The organism is Enterococcus sp. R12 (genome assembly GCF_058135755.1).
The window spans coordinates 2,838,095-2,855,797 of record NZ_CM176874.1 but is presented as its reverse complement, the minus strand read 5'-3'; the positions used below and the strand labels follow the sequence as shown (position 1 = coordinate 2,855,797).

Genomic DNA, 17,703 nt, shown 5'->3' with positions numbered 1-17,703 from the left:
TTCATTTGATTAGATAACAATTGTTGCTAATCGATGAAAAGTGGGAAAGAGGCAAAAGAAAAAACGACCATTTGATCGTTTTTTCGATAAAGTCGATTGTTAGCATAAATACCGTTCTGGTCGTTCTGTCTGTCCTAATAAGTAATCGACAGAAACATTATAGAGGGAAGCTGCATGTAGCAGCGTCAATACATCGGGTAAGCGATCGCCTGCTTCGTATAAGGTGTAATCGGGGTAAGACACATCGAGATGCTGGCATACTTCTTTTGGGCTCAATCCGCGTTCTTCTCTTAAAAATTTGAAGCGGCAACGCAAGGTGTCTAATAAAAAAGCTTCTTCTAATGTCACTTTGCGGTCCTCCTTAAAAAATAGCGCTTTTTTTTCGCACTGTTCTCTTTTTATTGTACCAACAAAAGCAAAATATGCGAAGTGATTCACATGAAGGTCGATCGGTTTTTGTCAAAAAGTGAAACAAATGACTTGCTCTGAGACGCGTTTCATACAGTATGCTTGATTTATAAAAAGGAAGGCGGGATGGAAACATGAATACATACATGAAGAAAAATGGTGCGGAATGTTGTTATGTGACGTTGGCATTTGATGGACAACAACTGGTATTGACGAAGCCAAAAGGGTTCTTTCAAGAACGGTTAGTAGAAATTCCTGTGGATGAGATCAGTCACTTGACGTGTGATGAACACTTCGGGTCTCAGCGCATCGGATTTATTCATCACAACGATTACTATGAATTTTATACATGTGGGCTAAGTGTGATAGACTATATGAAAGAACAATTATTCGTTTAAGGAGCAGTGAGTCATGGCAAACATTCGGGATATTGCACGCTTGACCGGCTATTCGGTCTCAACGGTTTCACGAGTCATTAATAACAATCCTTATGTCAGTGAAGAAAAGCGTCGTAAGATCCTGGCTGTCATGGAAGAGGTCAACTATATTCCGAATTACACGGCGCGGGCATTAAGTGTCGGCAAAACCAAAAATATCGGTGTGATCCTGCCGTTTGTCAATCATCCCTATTTTGATCGATTATTGAGCGGCATCACGACAGCAGCGTTTGCTCGTGGCTATAAGGTGACGCTTTTAGCCACGAACTATGATCCGCAAGTAGAGGAAGCATATTTGCAAGAATTTGCGGCGAAAAGCTTTGATGCTTTGATCATTACCTCGCGGGCGAATCCGATCGAAACCTTATTGCCTTATCGTTCATACGGACGCATCGTCTTTTGTGAAAATATCTCGTATTTGACTGACGGCTGCACTTATATCGATCGAGAGGAATCGATCAAGGAGGTCTTCACGTATTTTAAGGAACAAGGCATCCAGAAAATCGGCGTGACATTGGGACGTAGCCGCAAGCTCAGCAGCAATTCAAAAATCACGGTCCGTTTGGCTCATGACTATTTTTCGACCTTTTCCGAAGACTTGATTTTTTGGGATTGTTTGACGGAAGAAGATGGCAAAGAAGCGGCTGCTTATTTTGCAGATAAAGGAGTCGAAGCGATTTTCACCAATGGGGATCATGTTGCTGCTGGGATCCAGTCGCAGGCGCCGGGAGAATGGCTCGTGATTGGACGGGACAATTTATACATCAGCGAGCTGCTGCAGCTTTCAACGATCGATCATCACTTGCAAGCTTGCGGGGAGACTGCCGTCCAATTGGCGGTAATGGAAAAAAGCGGCAACTATCGCATGCCCTATGAGTTCATCAAACGATAGCTACAGACGAAACGATGCGCAAACAGTGCCCCTGAGCGGGCAGTGCTTGCGCATCGTTTTTTTAATGGGATTTGGTGTAATGGTCAATGATCTGTTTCAACAGCTGCGCGCTGCCGACGCCTGCTTTTTGATCGTAATAGGCGGTAAAACGCTCGTCTTGAACGTACATTTCCCCTAAAGATCGGTGATATTCTGCTGAGTAAAAGGGCGCTGCTTGTTTAAGCCATGCTTGATGCGCAGCAAAAGCCTTTTCGGCTTTGTCAGAAGGGATTCGTTTCCCTTCCTTTTCATTCAATAGCTCTTTTATCAGCTGCAACAAGCGGTTTTCGTTGTCGGTCAGTGCTTGATAATCGACTTGGGTCATCTGCTGCCACTTTTGGTTGCTTTGTTCGATGATTTCCTCACCGTAGGCTTCTCGTAATTCGGCACCGTAGTTCGCTTCGTTTTCACGAATTTTTTGTTCCTTAAAATAACGGAATTTCTCTTGATCGGTCATCGTCTTTTCTCCTTCATAATAATCAATTGTTTGCGCTAAGGTGGTCAAAAGACTGTCCAGGGCTGCTCGCTCTTGTAAAAGCTGTTGGTAATGCTGCAACAAGACCGTTTGGATCGATTCTTGTGGCTCATCCAAGATTCCGCGGATCGTTTCTAATGACAGCCCAAAAGACTTAAAATATAAAATCTGCTGTAGGCGATCGACTTCCTGTCTCCCGTAGATACGGTAACCAGCTGAGTTGGTGCGTTGCGGTTGTAACAACTTGATCTGATCATAATACCGCAGGGTACGGCTGCTGACTCCTGACAGTTTAGCTAAGGCACTGATCGTATATTCCATCGGCTTTTCCCTCCTTACACCTGTATCCTAAAGGTTGACGTAACGACAAAGTCAAGAAAATTTTTTTGCGTTTTTTAAAATGTGCTATAATTATAACAAAGAAAGGAAGATAAGATGCAAATAGTTTTTTCTGATATTGATGGGACGTTCCAAGAAATGGGGCACCCGATTCATGAGATCAATAAAGAAGCCATCCGTTGTTTGCAAGCCCAAGGGGATCACTTTGTGTTTGTCACAGGGCGAGGATTTGAGCTTGTTCAAGATATGATGGCGGAAGAAGGCCTTTCCTGCGATGTGATTTTTGGAAACGGCGCTGGTCTGATGTTAAAAGGAGAAGCGCCTGTTTTGACGCATACTTTGCCCTATAAGACACTGGCGCAAGTGATTGGTATCTTAGAAACAGAAGAGGTTTTTTATTTCTTACATACTGACCATGGCATCATTTCCCCACAAGCGCATTTGTATGAAGCGCAGTTTCAAGAAAGCCGCAAGCAGTTACTCGCGGAGTTAGGGGAGCGAGGACAAATCATCGCTGACTACAAATATGAGTTCTTTTACAACGAATGTCTTCATAAAGACGACGTGCTGCAGTTTATGAAGGAACATCCAGAGATAAAGGTCATCAAAATCGAACTGATGGAAGCGTCAGACGAAAAAAGAGAACGACTGCGGGCGATGATCCAATCAGAAACGGCTGCGATTTTTCAATCCTTTGTCCAAACACTGGAGATCGTTGATCCATTGGCGACCAAAGGTGCCGCGATCCGTTCCTTTTTAGAAGCTTTTCCCGCTGCCAAAAGCTACGGGATCGGTGATGGTGAAAATGACCTTGCGATGTTTGAAGCGGTGGATGTTTCTTTGGCTGTAGCAAATGCTAGCCCAGCGATCAAAGCAGTTTGTGATCGAACCATTGAGCGCGCGGAAGACGGCGGTGTTGGCCGCTTTATTTTAACAGAATTAGTTTCGAGAGAGGATGTTGTGCATGAAGTTGATTGAAACCCCAGTAAACCAAAATTTAAATATGGAAACTTTTTACCCGAACATCTCCAAGTATCTATTCGACAAAATAGCGATCAAATACTATAAATTGTACTCGCTTGATCGGACGCAGATTCTCTATGTGGATAGTTTTGATACGATTTCTTTAGTATTGATCAACAATAAAAAGAAAATCAGTCGGGAAGAAGTCGACACAGCGATTCATCGTTTGCTGAAGGTCGATCGCAAAGACGTGACCGTCAATGTTAATATTCGTAAAGAAATGGAAGCAAGAGGCATCACCTTTTCTAAACCGAGGAAAGATGTCATTCTTGTTCAATTGCCTGTGAAAGAATAGTAGTTGAAAGAAGTTGGGACATGCACGTTGCAAGAGCAATCAAACGTTGAACAAAGGGGCGACCTTATACGCGCGCAGGAATGATGCGCCAATAAGTAGGAGGCTGACCCATGCTTTTGAGCAATTTGTTCTCAGATGGATTGCCTTGTACTAGCAAAAACCCAACTTTTTTTGAAAAAACAAGATTTTCTGTCTTTTGTGTTTTTTTTGCTATAATGAGAAGAAGTAAGCTAGAGGGAGTAAGAACATGCAGAAATTATTTAAAGATGACAGCTTGACGCTGCACACCGATCTCTACCAAATCAACATGATGCAAACCTATTGGGAGTTAGGCAGAGCCGATCGTAATGCGGTGTTTGAATGCTATTTCCGTGACATGCCTTTTGAAAACGGCTATGCGATCTTTGCCGGTCTGGAACGATTGATCGACTATTTGAACGATTTATCCTTTTCAGAAACGGATATTGCCTACTTGCGAGAAATCGGTGGCTATCCAGAATCCTTTTTAGAGTATCTAAAGGAGTTCAAGTTTGCTTGTACCGTTCGTTCTGCGTTAGAAGGCGATTTAGTCTTCAACAATGAACCGATCATTCAAGTAGAAGGGCCGTTGGCACAAGCACAGTTGATCGAAACGGCGTTACTGAATATGGTCAATTTCCAAACACTGATCGCCACGAAAGCGGCCCGCATCAAATCCGTGATCGGCACGGATCCCTTGTTGGAATTTGGTTCACGGCGGGCACAAGAATTGGATGCAGCCATTTGGGGGACCCGAGCGGCTTATATTGGCGGAGCAGATGCGACGAGTAATGTGCGGGCAGGGAAGATTTTTGGCATCCCAGCCAGCGGAACCCACGCCCATTCCCTCGTGCAATCCTACGGCAATGACTATGATGCATTTATGGCGTATGCCCAAACCCACAAAGATTGCGTATTCTTAGTCGATACCTATGATACATTGCGCTTAGGTGTGCCAAATGCGATTCGTGTGGCTAAAGAGATGGGGGATAAGATCAATTTCTTAGGTGTGCGGATCGACAGCGGCGATATGGCGTATATCTCGAAAAAAGTCCGTGAACAGCTGGATGAAGCGGGATTCACGGAAGCCAAAGTCTATGCTTCCAATGATCTAGACGAAAATACGATTCTAAGCTTGAAAATGCAAAAGGCGAAAATCGATGTGTGGGGTGTCGGCACCAAGCTGATCACCGCTTACGATCAACCGGCATTAGGCGCGGTTTATAAACTGGTGGCCATCGAAAATGAGCAGGGAGAAATGATCGACACCATCAAATTATCCAGCAATGCTGAAAAGGTTTCGACCCCTGGGAAAAAACAAGTTTGGCGGATCACCCGTAAATCTGACGGCAAGTCAGAAGGCGATTATGTCACGCTATGGGAAGAAAATCCACAAGCAGAAGACGAACTGTTCATGTTCCATCCTGTTCATACCTTTATCAACAAAACAGTGACGAACTTTGATGCGCGACCATTATTGCAAGACATCTTTGTAGATGGCCAGCAAGTGTATCAAGTGCCTGACTTAGAACACATCAAAGCCTATGCGACGAATTGCTTGGATTCCCTTTGGGACGAGTACAAACGTGACTTGAATCCACAGAAATACCCAGTCGATCTTTCGCAAGAATGCTGGGATCATAAAATGCGCACGATTGAAAAAGTACGCAAACAAACCAATGGCGCGATTTTGTAATCCGCAACTGCGCTGGTCCTAGGATCAGTCAGCTGCTTCAAAAAATAAGAGGAGGCGTTTCTATGACCATGCAACAAGAAATTATCAAAGAATTAGGAGTCTTACCGACCATCGACCCGAAAGAAGAAGTTCGTAAGAGTATTGATTTTTTAAAGGCGTATCTGCAAAAGAATCCGTTCTTGCATACGTTTGTCTTGGGGATCAGTGGTGGACAAGATTCGACGTTAGCTGGACGGCTTGCGCAATTGACGATGGAGGAAATGCGCAGCGAAACTGGGAATCCCAACTATCAGTTCATAGGGGTACGCTTACCTTATGGGGAACAAGCAGACGAAGAAGATGCCAAAAAAGCGCTAGCGTTTATCCAACCAGACATTGAGCTGCGGGTAAACATCAAAGCCGCCGTCGATGCGCAAGTACAAGCGGTGGAAGAAGCAGGGTTAGCGGTTTCCGACTTTAATAAAGGCAATATCAAAGCCCGTCAACGGATGATCACGCAATATGCCATTGCGGGTGAAAAAGCAGGAGCTGTTCTGGGAACAGATCATGCTGCGGAAAACATCACCGGCTTCTTTACGAAGTACGGGGACGGCGGAGCCGATATTTTACCACTGTTTCGTTTGAATAAGCGCCAAGGCCGTCAACTCTTGCAATATTTAGGCGCGCCAGAAGCGTTGTATACAAAAGTCCCAACTGCGGACTTGGAAGATGGTAAACCTTTAGTGGCAGATGAAGCAGCTTTAGGAGTGACCTACAACGACATCGATGACTATTTAGAAGGCAAGGAAATTTCGGCTGAAGCCCAACAAACCATTGAAAACTGGTGGAACAAAACGCAACACAAACGCCACTTGCCAGTCACGATTTTTGATGATTTTTGGAAATAAACGAAACCAATGATTGAGTTCCATTCGGATAGAAAGAAGAGTCTAGGGGGCAAGAAACCTTAGACTCTTTTTTTATGAGGCTTGCTTTCTTTAAAAATAACAAAAGCTTCTTACCTCGGCTTTACTTTCTTGCCTCGAAAGCATAAAATACGAGGGTACCTAGAACGTGTAGAAAAGGAGGAATGTTCCTTCGTGAAAATAAATAGCCATCCTTATCTGAAGATCGCATTAAAAGGCATCGCCATCGTCCTGTTGATCATTTTCAGTAATTTATATTTGCAATGGTGTCAAAACAATCTTTCCGTTGAATTAGCTCTGAAATTTGCCTTTTCGTGGCATACAGCAAAGTTTTTCTTGGCTTGTGGGGTGCTACTGCTGGTGTATGGGGTGTTTGCCAGCTTGGCAGGTTCGGTACTGATCGGGGGCATCTTTTATAGTGTCGTCATCGGAATCTTAGGGTATGCCAACCACACAAAGATGCTCTATCGCCAAGAACCAATCTATCCCGATGATTTAAAGATGGTCACTCAATTCGACCTTCTTCGAACCATGATCGGCAATAGCGCCTTTTTCTTAGCCATCCTCTTCGCTCTGGCTGCGATCGGAGCGATAGGCTGGAGTATCTATCGCAGCCGCAAATTAAACCTGCGTTTGCAAGTGATGCGAGGGGCAGTGCTGGTCGTATGCTCGCTGGGCTTAGTCTATGTTTCTCACTTCAATGACAGCAACAACCTTTTACGCAAAGCCTACAATCAGACGGCGCTCTGGATTCCGTATTCACAAAAAATGAACTACTACAATACGGGATTCATCGGTGGGTTTTTGTACAACCTGCGGGTAGATGCCATGACGAAACCTGAGGGGTATTCAAAAGAAGCGATCCAAGCGATTGCGGACACCTACAATACACAGGCTGCAAAGAAAAATCAAGACCGTGAAAGTGAAGCACCAAATATCGTCTATGTGATGAGCGAGAGCTTTTCCGACCCGAGCCATTTAAATGGCTTGTCGATCACCGGCGATCCGTTGAAAGACTATTACCACGTCGCCGATCAAACCATCAGCGGAAAAATGCTTTCGCAAAATTATGGAGGCGGTACGGCAAACATCGAGTTTGAAGCGTTGACTGGTTTTGCCATGGGCCTATTGAATCCACAGATGACAACGCCTTACACGATGCTGGTGCCGAAATTGACGCAACTGCCATCCTTGGTTTCTTTCTTGGAACAGTCCGGGTATACGGCAACGGCGATCCATCCTTACGATACATCGATGTACAAACGCAAGGATGTCTATGGCGTGATGGGGTTTGAACAGTTTATCGATCAAGAGACGATGACCTATACCGACAAAATCGAAAATAATCCTTACATTTCTGATGAGGCGGCCTACAAAGAAGTGCTGGCATTGTTGGAAAACGATCAGCAACCGCAATTTGTCCATTTAGTGACGATGCAGACCCATATGCCGTATGCTGGTAAATACGATACCTTGAATTACCAAGCAAGCGGTCCGGGCAATATGGCTTCTTTGGAAAACTACCTGCAGGATATCTCCTACAGCAGTACAGCATTGAAAAACTTTGTAGCTGAATTAGAACAGCTGGATCGGCGAACGCTGGTCGTCTTTTGGGGGGATCATTTACCAGGCATTTATGCCGATGAGATCAAGGAGCAAAATGAAACGGCTGCCCTGCATGAAACGGAGTTTTTGATGGTCGATTCGCAAGGGAATTTTGCACCAGAAGATGTACCAGTAACAAGTCCCTTTTACTTTGCGCCGAACCTATTAGAAGCCAGTGACCAACCAACGAGCGGGTTTTACCAGTTGTTATTGGCCTTGCAAGATGAGCTGCCAGCTTTTGAAATGGGTCAATATTATCAAGGCGGGCAATGGCAGACGACCCTTGCATTGGATCAAGAGGCCCAAGAAATCTATGATGCCTACAATTTGATCCAATACGATGTGTTACAAGGAGAGCAATACAGTTTAACGACTGGTTTGTTTGACTAACTGAAACGTAAAATAGCGCCTTATCCCAGTGTTAGTCACAGGATAAGGCGCTTTTGTTTGTAGGAAGTTATAAATCCTGCCATTTACGGTTTTGATCAAAATCATTGGCGGCGGCATAGGCGTCTTGAACGATCGTTTCAGGGTAGCCCATGACTTTTAAGAGGGCGATCGCGTTGCGGCTCAAGGCAGGACCGGATTTGACCTTGTAATCAAAGGAGATGCCGTCATCTTCCGTGACTTGTTCAGAAAAATGAATGTTGCGGCAGTCGTTTTTTAAAATTTCAGTCAGCTCAATGTCATGGGTGGCGACAAATGCCAATGATGGGTAGGCACGCAGCCAATGGATGATGCTGGCAGAAGCAGCGATCCGTTCCACCGTATTGGTTCCTTTTAAAATCTCATCAACAAAACAATAGCAGCGCTGGTTCGTAGCAACGGTGCCTAGCAGGCGTTTGATGGATTTGATCTCTGCTACAAAATAGCTGTCGCCTTCAAATAAATCATCTTCGACAGCCATCGAGGTAATGACGTGACCGGGAACCATCGTAAAGATTTCGGCAACTGCTGTCTGGATCGTTTGTGCCAAGATGCAATTGATGGCGATGCTTTTGACATACGTCGATTTGCCCGAGGCATTGGAGCCAGTCACGAGGGTATTGTGGGTCCAAGCAACATCATTCATGACTGCTTCACTTAGGAGCGGGTGATACGTACCCGTTGCTTGTACACCTCCGCTTGTTTGGAAGGTCGGTAGGCAAGTGATGGGCATATACGTGCGAAAATTTAAAATGGCGGCTGCGACTTCCAATTTTCCCAACAAATTCCACAGATCGATGGCTGCTTGTTGGTGCTTTGCCAGGGTAGTAGTGACCGTTTGATAGGAAATAAACGGCAGCATAAAAATGATATTGATGTATTCAAACAACATGTCTCCTTCGCTGCCGTTTTTGGCACGAAACGAAAAGGCGAAACGAGTGATCTTTTTTAATGGTGCCAAGGATTGTTTGATCTCATCTTGGAGGGGCGTGTTGATTTTAGCGATCTGACTGCCACAGGCAATCGTTTGAACCAGATAGCGCATGCTGTTCAGTTCTGTTTCCAGCTTGGCTTTTTTGATGGAGTAATAGATCGTATTGAAAACGACACTAACCAACGTCAACAGGATGCCTTGGACAAACCCCAGCAGGAGCAGCAAGATGCCGACTAACGGCAGCACACCTAAAAAGACAAAGAAAGGCAGAGAACCGATCGATTGCGCAGCTTCATTGGCCAAGTAGGCTTTCGAAAAATTATCATCTTGTTTTCCTAAACGAGCAAACGTATATTGGGATTGTTCGCGTGCGGCACTGTCAGCAGCAAAAAAGTCGATCAATTTGGTCAGCTGTTTGTCCGTCTTGAAGCGAAAATTGCGTAATTGCTGGTACAATGCTTCTGAACCAACACTGGAAAACGTCAGATTAATGGACTCAAACAACGAAAAGCCATCCAAGTCATACCAAGTGATGTCATCGACCTCGCTATCAAAATCGTGAAACTTCTTCTCAGTCAGCCAAGCCTTTTTCAAACTCGCTTCTTTATCAAAGCGGGGCTGACGGGGAAGCTTTCCCCAAGCAAGCCGAACGTAACGGCGTACTTTGTATCGATTCCAGATATCTAATGCGGTCAAGATGAGAATGCTGGCGAGTATGATCAAAATGACCATCGTTTGTGGTTCCATATGCAAAAGTCCTCCTAATGGCTAATGAATGCTGGCTAAAATTAAGTGTTGCTGTGGGCAGGATCGATTTCTTTCAAACAAGCATAGATCCGTTCAATATCTTGGGTCGTGCCTCGCAGCTCGAAATCCGCTAAGAACGGGATCGAAAATTGCTCCGCATATTGCTTTGCGGTCAAGCAATATTGATAATTGAAGTTTTTGTTGCCACTGCCGATCACGCCTAAGCAAAGAGCTGCGTTGTTTTCATAGTCAATGTATTCCCGCATGGTTTCTGTGAGAATCTCCTGATCGCCGTTATCGACGCCATTTCCACCTTCTAAATAGGTAGGGACAAAAACCACATAAGGTTCGTCTTCTTGTTCAAACACACTGTTATCATGAATTTCTTTGGCTTCCCAAGTACTCGGAGTGTCTTGCTGATCCGCATAGGCCAACAAGCGGTTGACGAATGCACGAGTATTTCCAGAGATTGAAATATAAAGTAGTTTCATTTTTTTCATCACCTTCCGCTTTCTAGTATAACAGAAACCATTTATGAAAAGAGGAGAACTTCGGCAGTCTTTTCTAGTAAAATGCAGCCAAAGGCTTTAAACTGAGAGAGGAGTCCAATACAAAGGAGTGGCAATAATGTTTTCAAAAATGCATCATGTGGCGATCATCGCCAGTGATTACCAGCAGACCAAAGAATTTTATGTAGAGAAATTAGGCTTTGAAGTGATTCGTGAACATGCGCGCCCAGAAAAGAAAGATGTAAAAATCGACCTGCGCTTTGGGGAATCAGAAATAGAACTGTTTGTGGTGGAAAACCCACCAGCAAGACCAAGTTTCCCCGAAGCAGCTGGCTTGCGGCATTTGGCATTTGCGGTGGAAAATATTGAAGCAGTCGTGGCAAAGTTAGCCGCCAAAGGAATTGCGTGTGAACCGATTCGTTTCGATACCTTTACGAATAAGAAAATGACCTTTTTCCAAGATCCAGACGGCTTGCCGTTGGAATTGCATGAATAAATAAGGAAAACTTTGTGTGGATCCTTTGTCGATTCAACTTGGTTTTTCTTGAGAGAATTGTTATTCTATGTATAGAAGCAAGGAGGAGAAAACGTGATAAGATTTGCAAAAAAAGAAGATCGCTTTGTCATGGCTGAACTTGTTTTAGTCATTTTAAAGGATATGGAATTGCCCTTTGTCAAAGAGATCGGTGAAGCAAAGACCTTAGAGATCTTGGCAGATGCCATGCTAGAACCCGACTATCGTTACGGCTTTCGCCGTGCGTTGGTCAATGAGATCGACGGGGAGGTTGCTGGGGTCGCCTTTGGATACCCAGACAAAGAAGAGGCGACGATCGATCAGCCTCTAGATAAAGTGCTGGAACAGTACGGTTTGAGTAAAGACATGAAGCTGTTTATCGATGAAGAAACCTTACCAAATGAATGGTACTTAGATACCATCTGTGTGGCTGAGAAATTTCGCGGCAAAGGTGTCGGCTCAGCCTTATTAGAAGCGTTGCCGAAAATTGCTTCTAGAGATGGCTATGAGGTGATCGGCTTGAGTGTTGACCGAGCAAATCCCCATGCGAAGCGGCTCTATGAAAAGCATGGCTTTGAAGTCGTGGCCCAAAGAGAGATCAGTGGCCACCTATACGACCATATGCAAAAAAGAACCAGCTGATTTTTCAGCTGGTTCCATTTGTTAGTCGAAGCTCAAGAGGATGGTCTTTCTTGCGGTGCCGATTGTACAGCCAGTAATCCATGACGGCAGCGATACAGATGCAGACCGGTGCATCCCGATCATCAACGACATCCAGTACATAATAATCCCCCGTCAATAAGGTCGCCTTATCCATTTCCATGATCTTTTTATTGAAATGATGGATCCCATAGCGATGATTGTAGATATCGCCGTGGACCGCCCAGTGAAGCTGCTGGATATAGTAGAAATCACCCGGCCAGTTAAAGATTTTTTGCAGTGTACCGACTTTCTCAAAGTCTTTGTAGATCTCAAAGCGCGTACCAAAAGTAAAACTGATTTGTTTGATACTAGCGACCATTTGCCCATTCAAGCGGTAAAGGGAAAGAGCATCGCCCTTAGTTCCCCAACGGCCCACCATTAAAAACAGTGATTTGCCTGTTTCATCTTTGACAATGGTGCGTGTGACTCTACTAAGTTGTCTGTCTTGGATGAAAAATTCTGACATACTTACGCCTCCTCATGTATCCCCAAAAAGCTGCGTGATTTAAAGATTTTCATCAATTGCCCGAACGATCGCTTTGCCGACACCAGACTCAATATTGGTGTCCGTCAAATACTTCGCGGCTTCTTTTACCTCTAGCTCGCCATTTCCCATTGCAAAACTAACGCCTGCCAGTTGCAGCATACTTACATCATTTAAGTTGTCACCGATCGTCATCACTTCCTCCAGTGAGATCATCCGATCCTCAGCGACATGCGCCACTGCGATTCCTTTTTGCGCGTTTCGGTGGTTGATCTCAATATTGTTTTGTCCAGAAGAAGTCACCACTAAATCGCCATACCCATCGATGATTTTCGTGATAGGACCCAATACCCGCGCACCATCTTGATGGAAGCAGATCACTTTCAAAAATTCTAATTCTTCGATCGAAAACAACTCACTGAAATCATCGACATAATTGATCGGTAAAAATTCCAAACGGGCAGCTGTCATAGCGATCGCCATCTTATGGGTTAAATGGGGCATAGCTTCTGCCGTATGGATCGCAAAATTTTCGATCCGACGTGTTTGGCTTTCCGAATAGATCCCGTTGCTCGTGGAGATCTCAAAATAGATGTCGTTTTCTTTTAGTAGGTCGATCAACGAACGAGTTTGTTCATGGCTGATTGGCACAGTGAATAATGAATTACCCGCTTCGTCGTAGACTTGGGCCCCATTCAAGGTGATCATTGCACAGTCGATCCCGGCTTCTTGCAGCGGCGGCAATGCCTCTTTGCGGTTACGGCCAGTTGCGACCATAAATTCGATTCCTTTGGATTGGGCATATTTGATTGCTTGGATATTTTCTTCTGAAATCTGCATACTAGCATTTAAAAGCGTACCATCCATATCAGAAGCAATTAATTTGATCATTGTCAGCGTCCTTTCTTAATCGTTTCTACAAATAGTGTACCATAAATCGCGCATTTTTTTTCTTTCGAAGAGTAATTCTTGTTTCTAAGGGGAGGGATTTGTTATCCTAGAAGAAAACAAAGGAGATTCGCCATGAAACGACTATTGGACAATGATTGGCAAGAACAATTGCAGGAATCATTTGAGCAGCCGTACTACCAACAACTGCGGACTTTCTTGAAACAAGAATATGCCCAGCAAACGATCCATCCAGCAATGGATCATATTTATGAAGCCTTAAAACTGACACCATACCATGACGTAAAAGTTGTCATCTTAGGTCAAGATCCTTATCATGGCCCTCACCAAGCCCACGGACTGTCGTTTTCCGTACAGCCGGGGGTCAAAATACCGCCTTCGTTGCGGAATATTTACAAAGAATTAGCTGATGACTTAGGGATTCCACCTGTGTCCCACGGTTATCTCGTACCTTGGGCGCAACAAGGGGTCTTATTGTTGAATACCGTGTTGACAGTACGTGAAGGGCAAGCCTATTCACATCACGGGCATGGCTGGGAGCAGCTGACTGATACGATCATCGAAAAATTGAATCAACGAGAAGAACCGGTCATTTTTGTGCTTTGGGGCAAACCCGCCCAAAAGAAAGCCGCTTTGCTAGATACCAGCAAGCATATTATTATAACAGCGCCTCATCCAAGTCCGTTATCAGCGCATCGAGGATTCTTTGGTTCGAAGCCTTTTTCTAAGATCAATCAAGCATTGCTGGCGTTAGGGGAAGAACCGATTTCCTGGGCGCTGCCAGAAAAAATAACACAGTTGTAAAACTGTGTTATTTAGAATGAGTGGATTTGTGAAAAAGGTAACGATATTTAAAATAATCGACTAATACAGGATTTTTATCTGTTCTTTTTTTCGCAATTATTGTACAATGGAAGGGTATAAAAAAACTGGAGGTCTTTACCCGTGGAATTATTCGAAAGTTTAAAATTTAAAATCGTGCGTCGTCATATCAAAATCGTTTTTCCTGAAGCAACAGATCCTCGTATCCTAGGTGCTGCTAGCCGTTTACGTTCAGAAGAATTGATTGAACCTGTTTTGATCGGTAACCCGGTTGAAATCGAAAAAGCAGCGGAAGCTCGCGGAATCAACGTATCAAACTTTGAAATTTTAGATCCTGAAAATTATGATCGTTGGGATGAAATGGTTGAAGCTTTTGTGGAACGCCGCAACGGCAAAGCAACGAAAGAACAAGCAGAAGAAATCTTAAAAGATGTCAACTATTTCGGTACAATGTTGACTTACATGGGCATTACTGAAGGAATGGTTTCAGGAGCGATCCATTCTACGGGTGATACAGTAAGACCCGCTTTACAAATCATCAAAACAAAACCAGGTGTGAGCCGTACAAGTGGTGCTTTCTTAATGGTTCGTGGTCGTGACCAAGAAAAATACTTGTTCTCAGACTGTGCCATCAATGTAAACCCAACTGCACAAGAATTGGCAGAAATCGCTGTTGACTCAGCGAAAACCGCTGAATTATTTGAAATCGATCCAAAAGTTGCTATGTTAAGCTTCTCAACGAAAGGGTCTGCGAAAGCACCAGAAGTAGATAAAGTCGTTGAAGCAACAAAAATCGCTAAAGAATTGGCACCAGAATACCAAATCGATGGAGAATTGCAATTCGATGCTGCGTATATCTCAGCAGTTGCGCAATTGAAAGCTCCTGAATCTGAAGTAGCAGGTAAAGCAACCGTCTTTGTTTTCCCAGATTTACAATCAGGAAACATTGGTTACAAGATCGCCCAACGTTTCGGTAACTTTGAAGCGATTGGACCAATCTTACAAGGATTGAACAAACCAATCTCTGATTTGTCTCGTGGTTCAAATGAAGAAGATGTCTACAAATTATCAATCATTACTGCGGCACAAACACTAATGGAAAAATAAGCAGCCAATCGCTGCACTGATGAAAAACTGATCCCTTGAGGGTCAGTTTTTTGTTTTGCTCTTGGAAAGTTGAGGGCAGCAAAGGAGGAAGTGTGCGCAAAAGCAACGATCCAGTGATCGTCGGGGAATTTTCCCTAAGCTCCTTCTTTACAATTCCTTGAAAAACAAGCTATACTAGCAACTAGTAAATTAGATTGATCAAAGGATGGGGACTATGTTTACCATTAACGACTTAGAAGCAACTGCAGCATTTGCAAAAATCATTGGAGAGGCAGCCGAGCCAGGGGATAATCTGGTATTGACGGGCGATTTAGGTGCTGGCAAAACAACCTTGACGAAAGGCATCGCCTTGGGGCTAGGGATCGAGCAACTGATCAAAAGTCCGACCTATACGATCATTCGTGAATATACCAATGGGCGGCTACCGCTGTATCATATGGATGTCTATCGGGTGGAATACGGTGCAGAAGATTTAGGACTGGATGATTATTTCGAAGGGGATGGCTTGTGTGTGATCGAATGGGGCAATCTCTTAGAAGCCTCCCTGCCAGAGGATTATTTAGAACTGATTTTGGAAAAAGATGATACAGATGAACAAAAACGTCTTGTGAAATGTCATGCATATGGCACCAAAGCAACCGCCTTTTTGCAACGGATCACAACAAAATGGCAGGCAGCCCATGAGTGAGATCCAATTACAGATCAAAGAAGCTACGGGTGCTGATGCCAAAGCTGTGTTAGCAGTCAGTCAACAGCTAGGAGAAGAAACGGATTTTCTCTTGATGGACGAAAGCGGCTTGGCGTTGCCAGAAGCCTTATTGGCAGAACAGCTGGACGCTATCTATGAACGGGACGACTATTTGCTGTTGTTGGCATTTGATCAAGAACAATTGATCGCCATGGCATCAGTCAAAGGCCATGAAGAGTGGCAATTAGCCCATGTCGGGGAGATCGGTATCTCGATTTTAAAAGACTATTGGGGCTTAGGCTTAGGTTCGCTCCTGATTGAAGAATTACTGGACTGGGTAGTAGAAGTTGGCGAATTGACCCGCATCGAGTTGACCGTTCAAGCGAGAAATTTACGGGCGATCCATCTGTATCAAAAATTTGGTTTTTTAACAGAAGGCTGTATGAAAGAAGCGGTGCAAACCCGCGAGGGGCAAAAAGTTGACGTCTTGATGATGGCACGTCTTTTTGAATCATAAAAAGGAGTGAAGGAAATGGAGTTTCGGGAACCTACGATCGCAGACTGCGATCAAATCGAAGCGTATCGGCAAGCGTTCGAGAAGAATCAAGAAGTCATTCACGGTGGGGCAGGACTTGTAGAAAGTCCGACAGCCAAAGACTGGCTAGAGGGATTGGCGGATTTTAAAACAGCAGAAACGGTACCAGAAGGATTCGCTCCCGCCCGTACCTATCTGGCTATCCAAGATCAAAAAGTGATCGGTCTCTTGAATCTGCGTCTGACACTTAATGCGTATTTGCGCCAAATTGGCGGACACATCGGGTATTCGGTGCACCCAGACCATCGAAAGCAAGGCATCGGCTCGGCAATGCTGGCACAGTCATTGGTAAGTGCCAAACAATTTGGCTTGAACAACGTGTTAGTAACCTGTGAAGAAGCCAATCGCGCCTCCGCCAAAGTCATTGAAAACAACGGAGGTAAATTGACAGAAAAAGTCATTGATCCTGAAGATGGCGCTATAATCTGTCATTATTGGATCGATCTGACTTAAAATGAATCCTTCCTTAAATGAAAACGTGCGTCCTAAAGGCTAGCGCAATGCTGACTTTAGGACGCACGTTTTCATTTATTTGACTAAAACCAATTTTTTTAATGGATCGATACCAAATTCTTCTTCTTGACGCAATAAGATTTGGGCACATGCCCGACTATCTTCTAGTGCATCATGGTGGTTTAGTAAAGGAATCTGTAATTGCTCACAAACCGTGTTTAATTTGTGGTTCGTAAATTCTGGATACAGCTTGCGGCTCGTTCGCACCGTGCATAAGGAAAGATAATTTGGTTGTGACAACCCATAATAATCAAGACATCCCGCCAAAACTCCAGTATCAAAACCAGCGTTATGGGCAACGATCAAACTGTTCAGTTGATAATATTGTTGGATTTGTTTCCATACGTCAGGAAACTTAGGCGCTTCTTGTACATCTTCTGGACGGATGCCATGAATTTGAATGTTTTTCCAAAAAAATTCCGTTTCCGGTTGGATCAATGTGTAATATTCGCCCACGATTTTGCTATCTTGTACCATGACTAGTGCAAGGGAACAGGCACTATGCTTTTGATAATTTGCTGTTTCAAAGTCCATTGCGATAAAATTCATCAGACTCACCTCATTGCCATTCTAGCACAAAATCAAAGAATGAAAAGCGAACAAACGTTAAGAAAAACTGAA

At 44.1% G+C, this 17,703-nt stretch carries 21 protein-coding genes; 14 read left to right on the top strand and 7 right to left on the bottom strand.

The features are described 5' to 3' along the window. Positions 1–99: 99 nt before the first annotated feature. On the bottom strand, positions 100–348 hold the full coding sequence (locus ACTW1R_RS13280; RefSeq protein ID WP_005234115.1) for a helix-turn-helix domain-containing protein: 249 nt from the start codon (positions 346–348) through the stop codon (positions 100–102). Positions 349–542: 194 nt separating this feature from the next. Here ACTW1R_RS13280 and ACTW1R_RS13275 point away from each other — a divergent pair, with 194 nt between their 5' ends. Together ACTW1R_RS13275 and ACTW1R_RS13270 are read left to right on the top strand one after the other, a co-directional pair. Further along, a complete protein-coding gene (locus tag ACTW1R_RS13275) occupies positions 543–806 on the top strand; it encodes a hypothetical protein (RefSeq protein ID WP_005228502.1) in 264 nt (87 codons plus the stop codon). Positions 807–819: 13 nt separating this feature from the next. After that, the gene (locus tag ACTW1R_RS13270) at positions 820–1,737 is read left to right on the top strand and encodes a LacI family DNA-binding transcriptional regulator (protein ID WP_010749901.1); all 918 of its coding nucleotides are present in this window, start codon (positions 820–822) and stop codon (positions 1,735–1,737) included. Between the two features lie 61 nt (positions 1,738–1,798). Here the strand turns inward: ACTW1R_RS13270 and ACTW1R_RS13265 are convergent, their stop codons facing one another. Continuing rightward, a complete protein-coding gene (locus ACTW1R_RS13265; RefSeq protein WP_074535470.1) occupies positions 1,799–2,572 on the bottom strand; it encodes a MerR family transcriptional regulator in 774 nt (257 codons plus the stop codon). Positions 2,573–2,686: 114 nt separating this feature from the next. Between ACTW1R_RS13265 and ACTW1R_RS13260 the strand changes: the two genes are divergently transcribed. The 5 genes from ACTW1R_RS13260 (at position 2,687) to ACTW1R_RS13240 (ending at position 8,522) form a co-directional block, all read left to right on the top strand. After that, entirely contained in the window at positions 2,687–3,568 is an 882-nt protein-coding gene (locus tag ACTW1R_RS13260) for an HAD-IIB family hydrolase (protein ID WP_142973331.1), read from the top strand. Then, a complete protein-coding gene (locus ACTW1R_RS13255) occupies positions 3,555–3,908 on the top strand; it encodes a DUF1827 family protein (RefSeq protein WP_010749898.1) in 354 nt (117 codons plus the stop codon). Before ACTW1R_RS13260 ends, ACTW1R_RS13255 begins: the two co-directional genes overlap by 14 nt. A gap of 247 nt (positions 3,909–4,155) precedes the next feature. Then, positions 4,156–5,622 (top strand): nicotinate phosphoribosyltransferase, encoded by a 1,467-nt coding sequence (locus tag ACTW1R_RS13250; RefSeq protein ID WP_375826498.1) that lies wholly within the window; start codon positions 4,156–4,158, stop codon positions 5,620–5,622. Between the two features lie 62 nt (positions 5,623–5,684). Further along, positions 5,685–6,509 carry an NAD(+) synthase gene (gene nadE / locus ACTW1R_RS13245; RefSeq protein WP_010749896.1) on the top strand — a complete coding sequence of 275 codons (825 nt, stop codon included), beginning with the start codon at positions 5,685–5,687 and terminating at the stop codon, positions 6,507–6,509. Positions 6,510–6,701: 192 nt separating this feature from the next. Then, complete coding sequence (locus ACTW1R_RS13240) at positions 6,702–8,522, top strand: LTA synthase family protein (RefSeq protein ID WP_375826499.1); 1,821 nt, start codon at positions 6,702–6,704, stop codon at positions 8,520–8,522. A 67-nt stretch (positions 8,523–8,589) separates the two neighbouring features. On the opposite strand, the gene ACTW1R_RS13235 is transcribed toward ACTW1R_RS13240, so the two are convergent. Together ACTW1R_RS13235 and nrdI are read right to left on the bottom strand one after the other, a co-directional pair. Then, on the bottom strand, positions 8,590–10,239 hold the full coding sequence (locus tag ACTW1R_RS13235; protein WP_375826500.1) for a MutS-related protein: 1,650 nt from the start codon (positions 10,237–10,239) through the stop codon (positions 8,590–8,592). 41 nt (positions 10,240–10,280) lie between these two features. Further along, positions 10,281–10,730 (bottom strand): class Ib ribonucleoside-diphosphate reductase assembly flavoprotein NrdI, encoded by a 450-nt coding sequence (gene nrdI / locus ACTW1R_RS13230; RefSeq protein WP_005228511.1) that lies wholly within the window; start codon positions 10,728–10,730, stop codon positions 10,281–10,283. A 136-nt stretch (positions 10,731–10,866) separates the two neighbouring features. Here nrdI and gloA2 point away from each other — a divergent pair, with 136 nt between their 5' ends. Beyond that, entirely contained in the window at positions 10,867–11,244 is a 378-nt protein-coding gene (gloA2, locus tag ACTW1R_RS13225; protein WP_005228512.1) for an SMU1112c/YaeR family gloxylase I-like metalloprotein, read from the top strand. Positions 11,245–11,337: 93 nt separating this feature from the next. Beyond that, the gene (locus ACTW1R_RS13220) at positions 11,338–11,904 is read left to right on the top strand and encodes a GNAT family N-acetyltransferase (RefSeq protein ID WP_005228513.1); all 567 of its coding nucleotides are present in this window, start codon (positions 11,338–11,340) and stop codon (positions 11,902–11,904) included. Between the two features lie 4 nt (positions 11,905–11,908). On the opposite strand, the gene ACTW1R_RS13215 is transcribed toward ACTW1R_RS13220, so the two are convergent. Then, a complete protein-coding gene (locus ACTW1R_RS13215) occupies positions 11,909–12,430 on the bottom strand; it encodes an LURP-one-related/scramblase family protein (RefSeq protein WP_005228514.1) in 522 nt (173 codons plus the stop codon). A gap of 39 nt (positions 12,431–12,469) precedes the next feature. Continuing rightward, positions 12,470–13,339: a Cof-type HAD-IIB family hydrolase gene (locus ACTW1R_RS13210; protein ID WP_015510246.1), complete on the bottom strand. Its 870-nt coding sequence runs from the start codon at positions 13,337–13,339 to the stop codon at positions 12,470–12,472. Between the two features lie 132 nt (positions 13,340–13,471). Here ACTW1R_RS13210 and ACTW1R_RS13205 point away from each other — a divergent pair, with 132 nt between their 5' ends. From ACTW1R_RS13205 to ACTW1R_RS13185, 5 genes are all read left to right on the top strand, one after another. Continuing rightward, positions 13,472–14,161 carry a uracil-DNA glycosylase gene (locus tag ACTW1R_RS13205; RefSeq protein WP_015510245.1) on the top strand — a complete coding sequence of 230 codons (690 nt, stop codon included), beginning with the start codon at positions 13,472–13,474 and terminating at the stop codon, positions 14,159–14,161. Positions 14,162–14,302: 141 nt separating this feature from the next. Next, the gene (gene pta / locus ACTW1R_RS13200) at positions 14,303–15,286 is read left to right on the top strand and encodes a phosphate acetyltransferase (RefSeq protein WP_005228517.1); all 984 of its coding nucleotides are present in this window, start codon (positions 14,303–14,305) and stop codon (positions 15,284–15,286) included. A 214-nt stretch (positions 15,287–15,500) separates the two neighbouring features. Beyond that, entirely contained in the window at positions 15,501–15,974 is a 474-nt protein-coding gene (gene tsaE, locus ACTW1R_RS13195) for a tRNA (adenosine(37)-N6)-threonylcarbamoyltransferase complex ATPase subunit type 1 TsaE (RefSeq protein ID WP_010749889.1), read from the top strand. Continuing rightward, complete coding sequence (locus ACTW1R_RS13190; RefSeq protein WP_010749888.1) at positions 15,967–16,491, top strand: GNAT family N-acetyltransferase; 525 nt, start codon at positions 15,967–15,969, stop codon at positions 16,489–16,491. Before tsaE ends, ACTW1R_RS13190 begins: the two co-directional genes overlap by 8 nt. Before the next feature lie 15 nt (positions 16,492–16,506). Further along, positions 16,507–17,022: a GNAT family N-acetyltransferase gene (locus tag ACTW1R_RS13185; protein WP_489927294.1), complete on the top strand. Its 516-nt coding sequence runs from the start codon at positions 16,507–16,509 to the stop codon at positions 17,020–17,022. Between the two features lie 75 nt (positions 17,023–17,097). On the opposite strand, the gene ACTW1R_RS13180 is transcribed toward ACTW1R_RS13185, so the two are convergent. After that, positions 17,098–17,631: a 3'-5' exonuclease gene (locus ACTW1R_RS13180; protein ID WP_010749886.1), complete on the bottom strand. Its 534-nt coding sequence runs from the start codon at positions 17,629–17,631 to the stop codon at positions 17,098–17,100. Positions 17,632–17,703: the final 72 nt, after the last annotated feature.

Coding starts and splice junctions, on each gene's coding strand:
- ACTW1R_RS13275 (WP_005228502.1), top strand. CDS start 543: ATGAATACATACATGAAGAAAAATGGTGCGGAATGTTGTTATGTGACG.
- ACTW1R_RS13270 (WP_010749901.1), top strand. CDS start 820: ATGGCAAACATTCGGGATATTGCACGCTTGACCGGCTATTCGGTCTCA.
- ACTW1R_RS13265 (WP_074535470.1), bottom strand. CDS start 2,572: ATGGAATATACGATCAGTGCCTTAGCTAAACTGTCAGGAGTCAGCAGC.
- ACTW1R_RS13260 (WP_142973331.1), top strand. CDS start 2,687: ATGCAAATAGTTTTTTCTGATATTGATGGGACGTTCCAAGAAATGGGG.
- ACTW1R_RS13255 (WP_010749898.1), top strand. CDS start 3,555: ATGAAGTTGATTGAAACCCCAGTAAACCAAAATTTAAATATGGAAACT.
- ACTW1R_RS13250 (WP_375826498.1), top strand. CDS start 4,156: ATGCAGAAATTATTTAAAGATGACAGCTTGACGCTGCACACCGATCTC.
- nadE (WP_010749896.1), top strand. CDS start 5,685: ATGACCATGCAACAAGAAATTATCAAAGAATTAGGAGTCTTACCGACC.
- ACTW1R_RS13235 (WP_375826500.1), bottom strand. CDS start 10,239: ATGGAACCACAAACGATGGTCATTTTGATCATACTCGCCAGCATTCTC.
- nrdI (WP_005228511.1), bottom strand. CDS start 10,730: ATGAAACTACTTTATATTTCAATCTCTGGAAATACTCGTGCATTCGTC.
- gloA2 (WP_005228512.1), top strand. CDS start 10,867: ATGTTTTCAAAAATGCATCATGTGGCGATCATCGCCAGTGATTACCAG.
- ACTW1R_RS13215 (WP_005228514.1), bottom strand. CDS start 12,430: ATGTCAGAATTTTTCATCCAAGACAGACAACTTAGTAGAGTCACACGC.
- ACTW1R_RS13210 (WP_015510246.1), bottom strand. CDS start 13,339: ATGATCAAATTAATTGCTTCTGATATGGATGGTACGCTTTTAAATGCT.
- ACTW1R_RS13205 (WP_015510245.1), top strand. CDS start 13,472: ATGAAACGACTATTGGACAATGATTGGCAAGAACAATTGCAGGAATCA.
- tsaE (WP_010749889.1), top strand. CDS start 15,501: ATGTTTACCATTAACGACTTAGAAGCAACTGCAGCATTTGCAAAAATC.
- ACTW1R_RS13190 (WP_010749888.1), top strand. CDS start 15,967: ATGAGTGAGATCCAATTACAGATCAAAGAAGCTACGGGTGCTGATGCC.
- ACTW1R_RS13185 (WP_489927294.1), top strand. CDS start 16,507: ATGGAGTTTCGGGAACCTACGATCGCAGACTGCGATCAAATCGAAGCG.
- ACTW1R_RS13180 (WP_010749886.1), bottom strand. CDS start 17,631: ATGAATTTTATCGCAATGGACTTTGAAACAGCAAATTATCAAAAGCAT.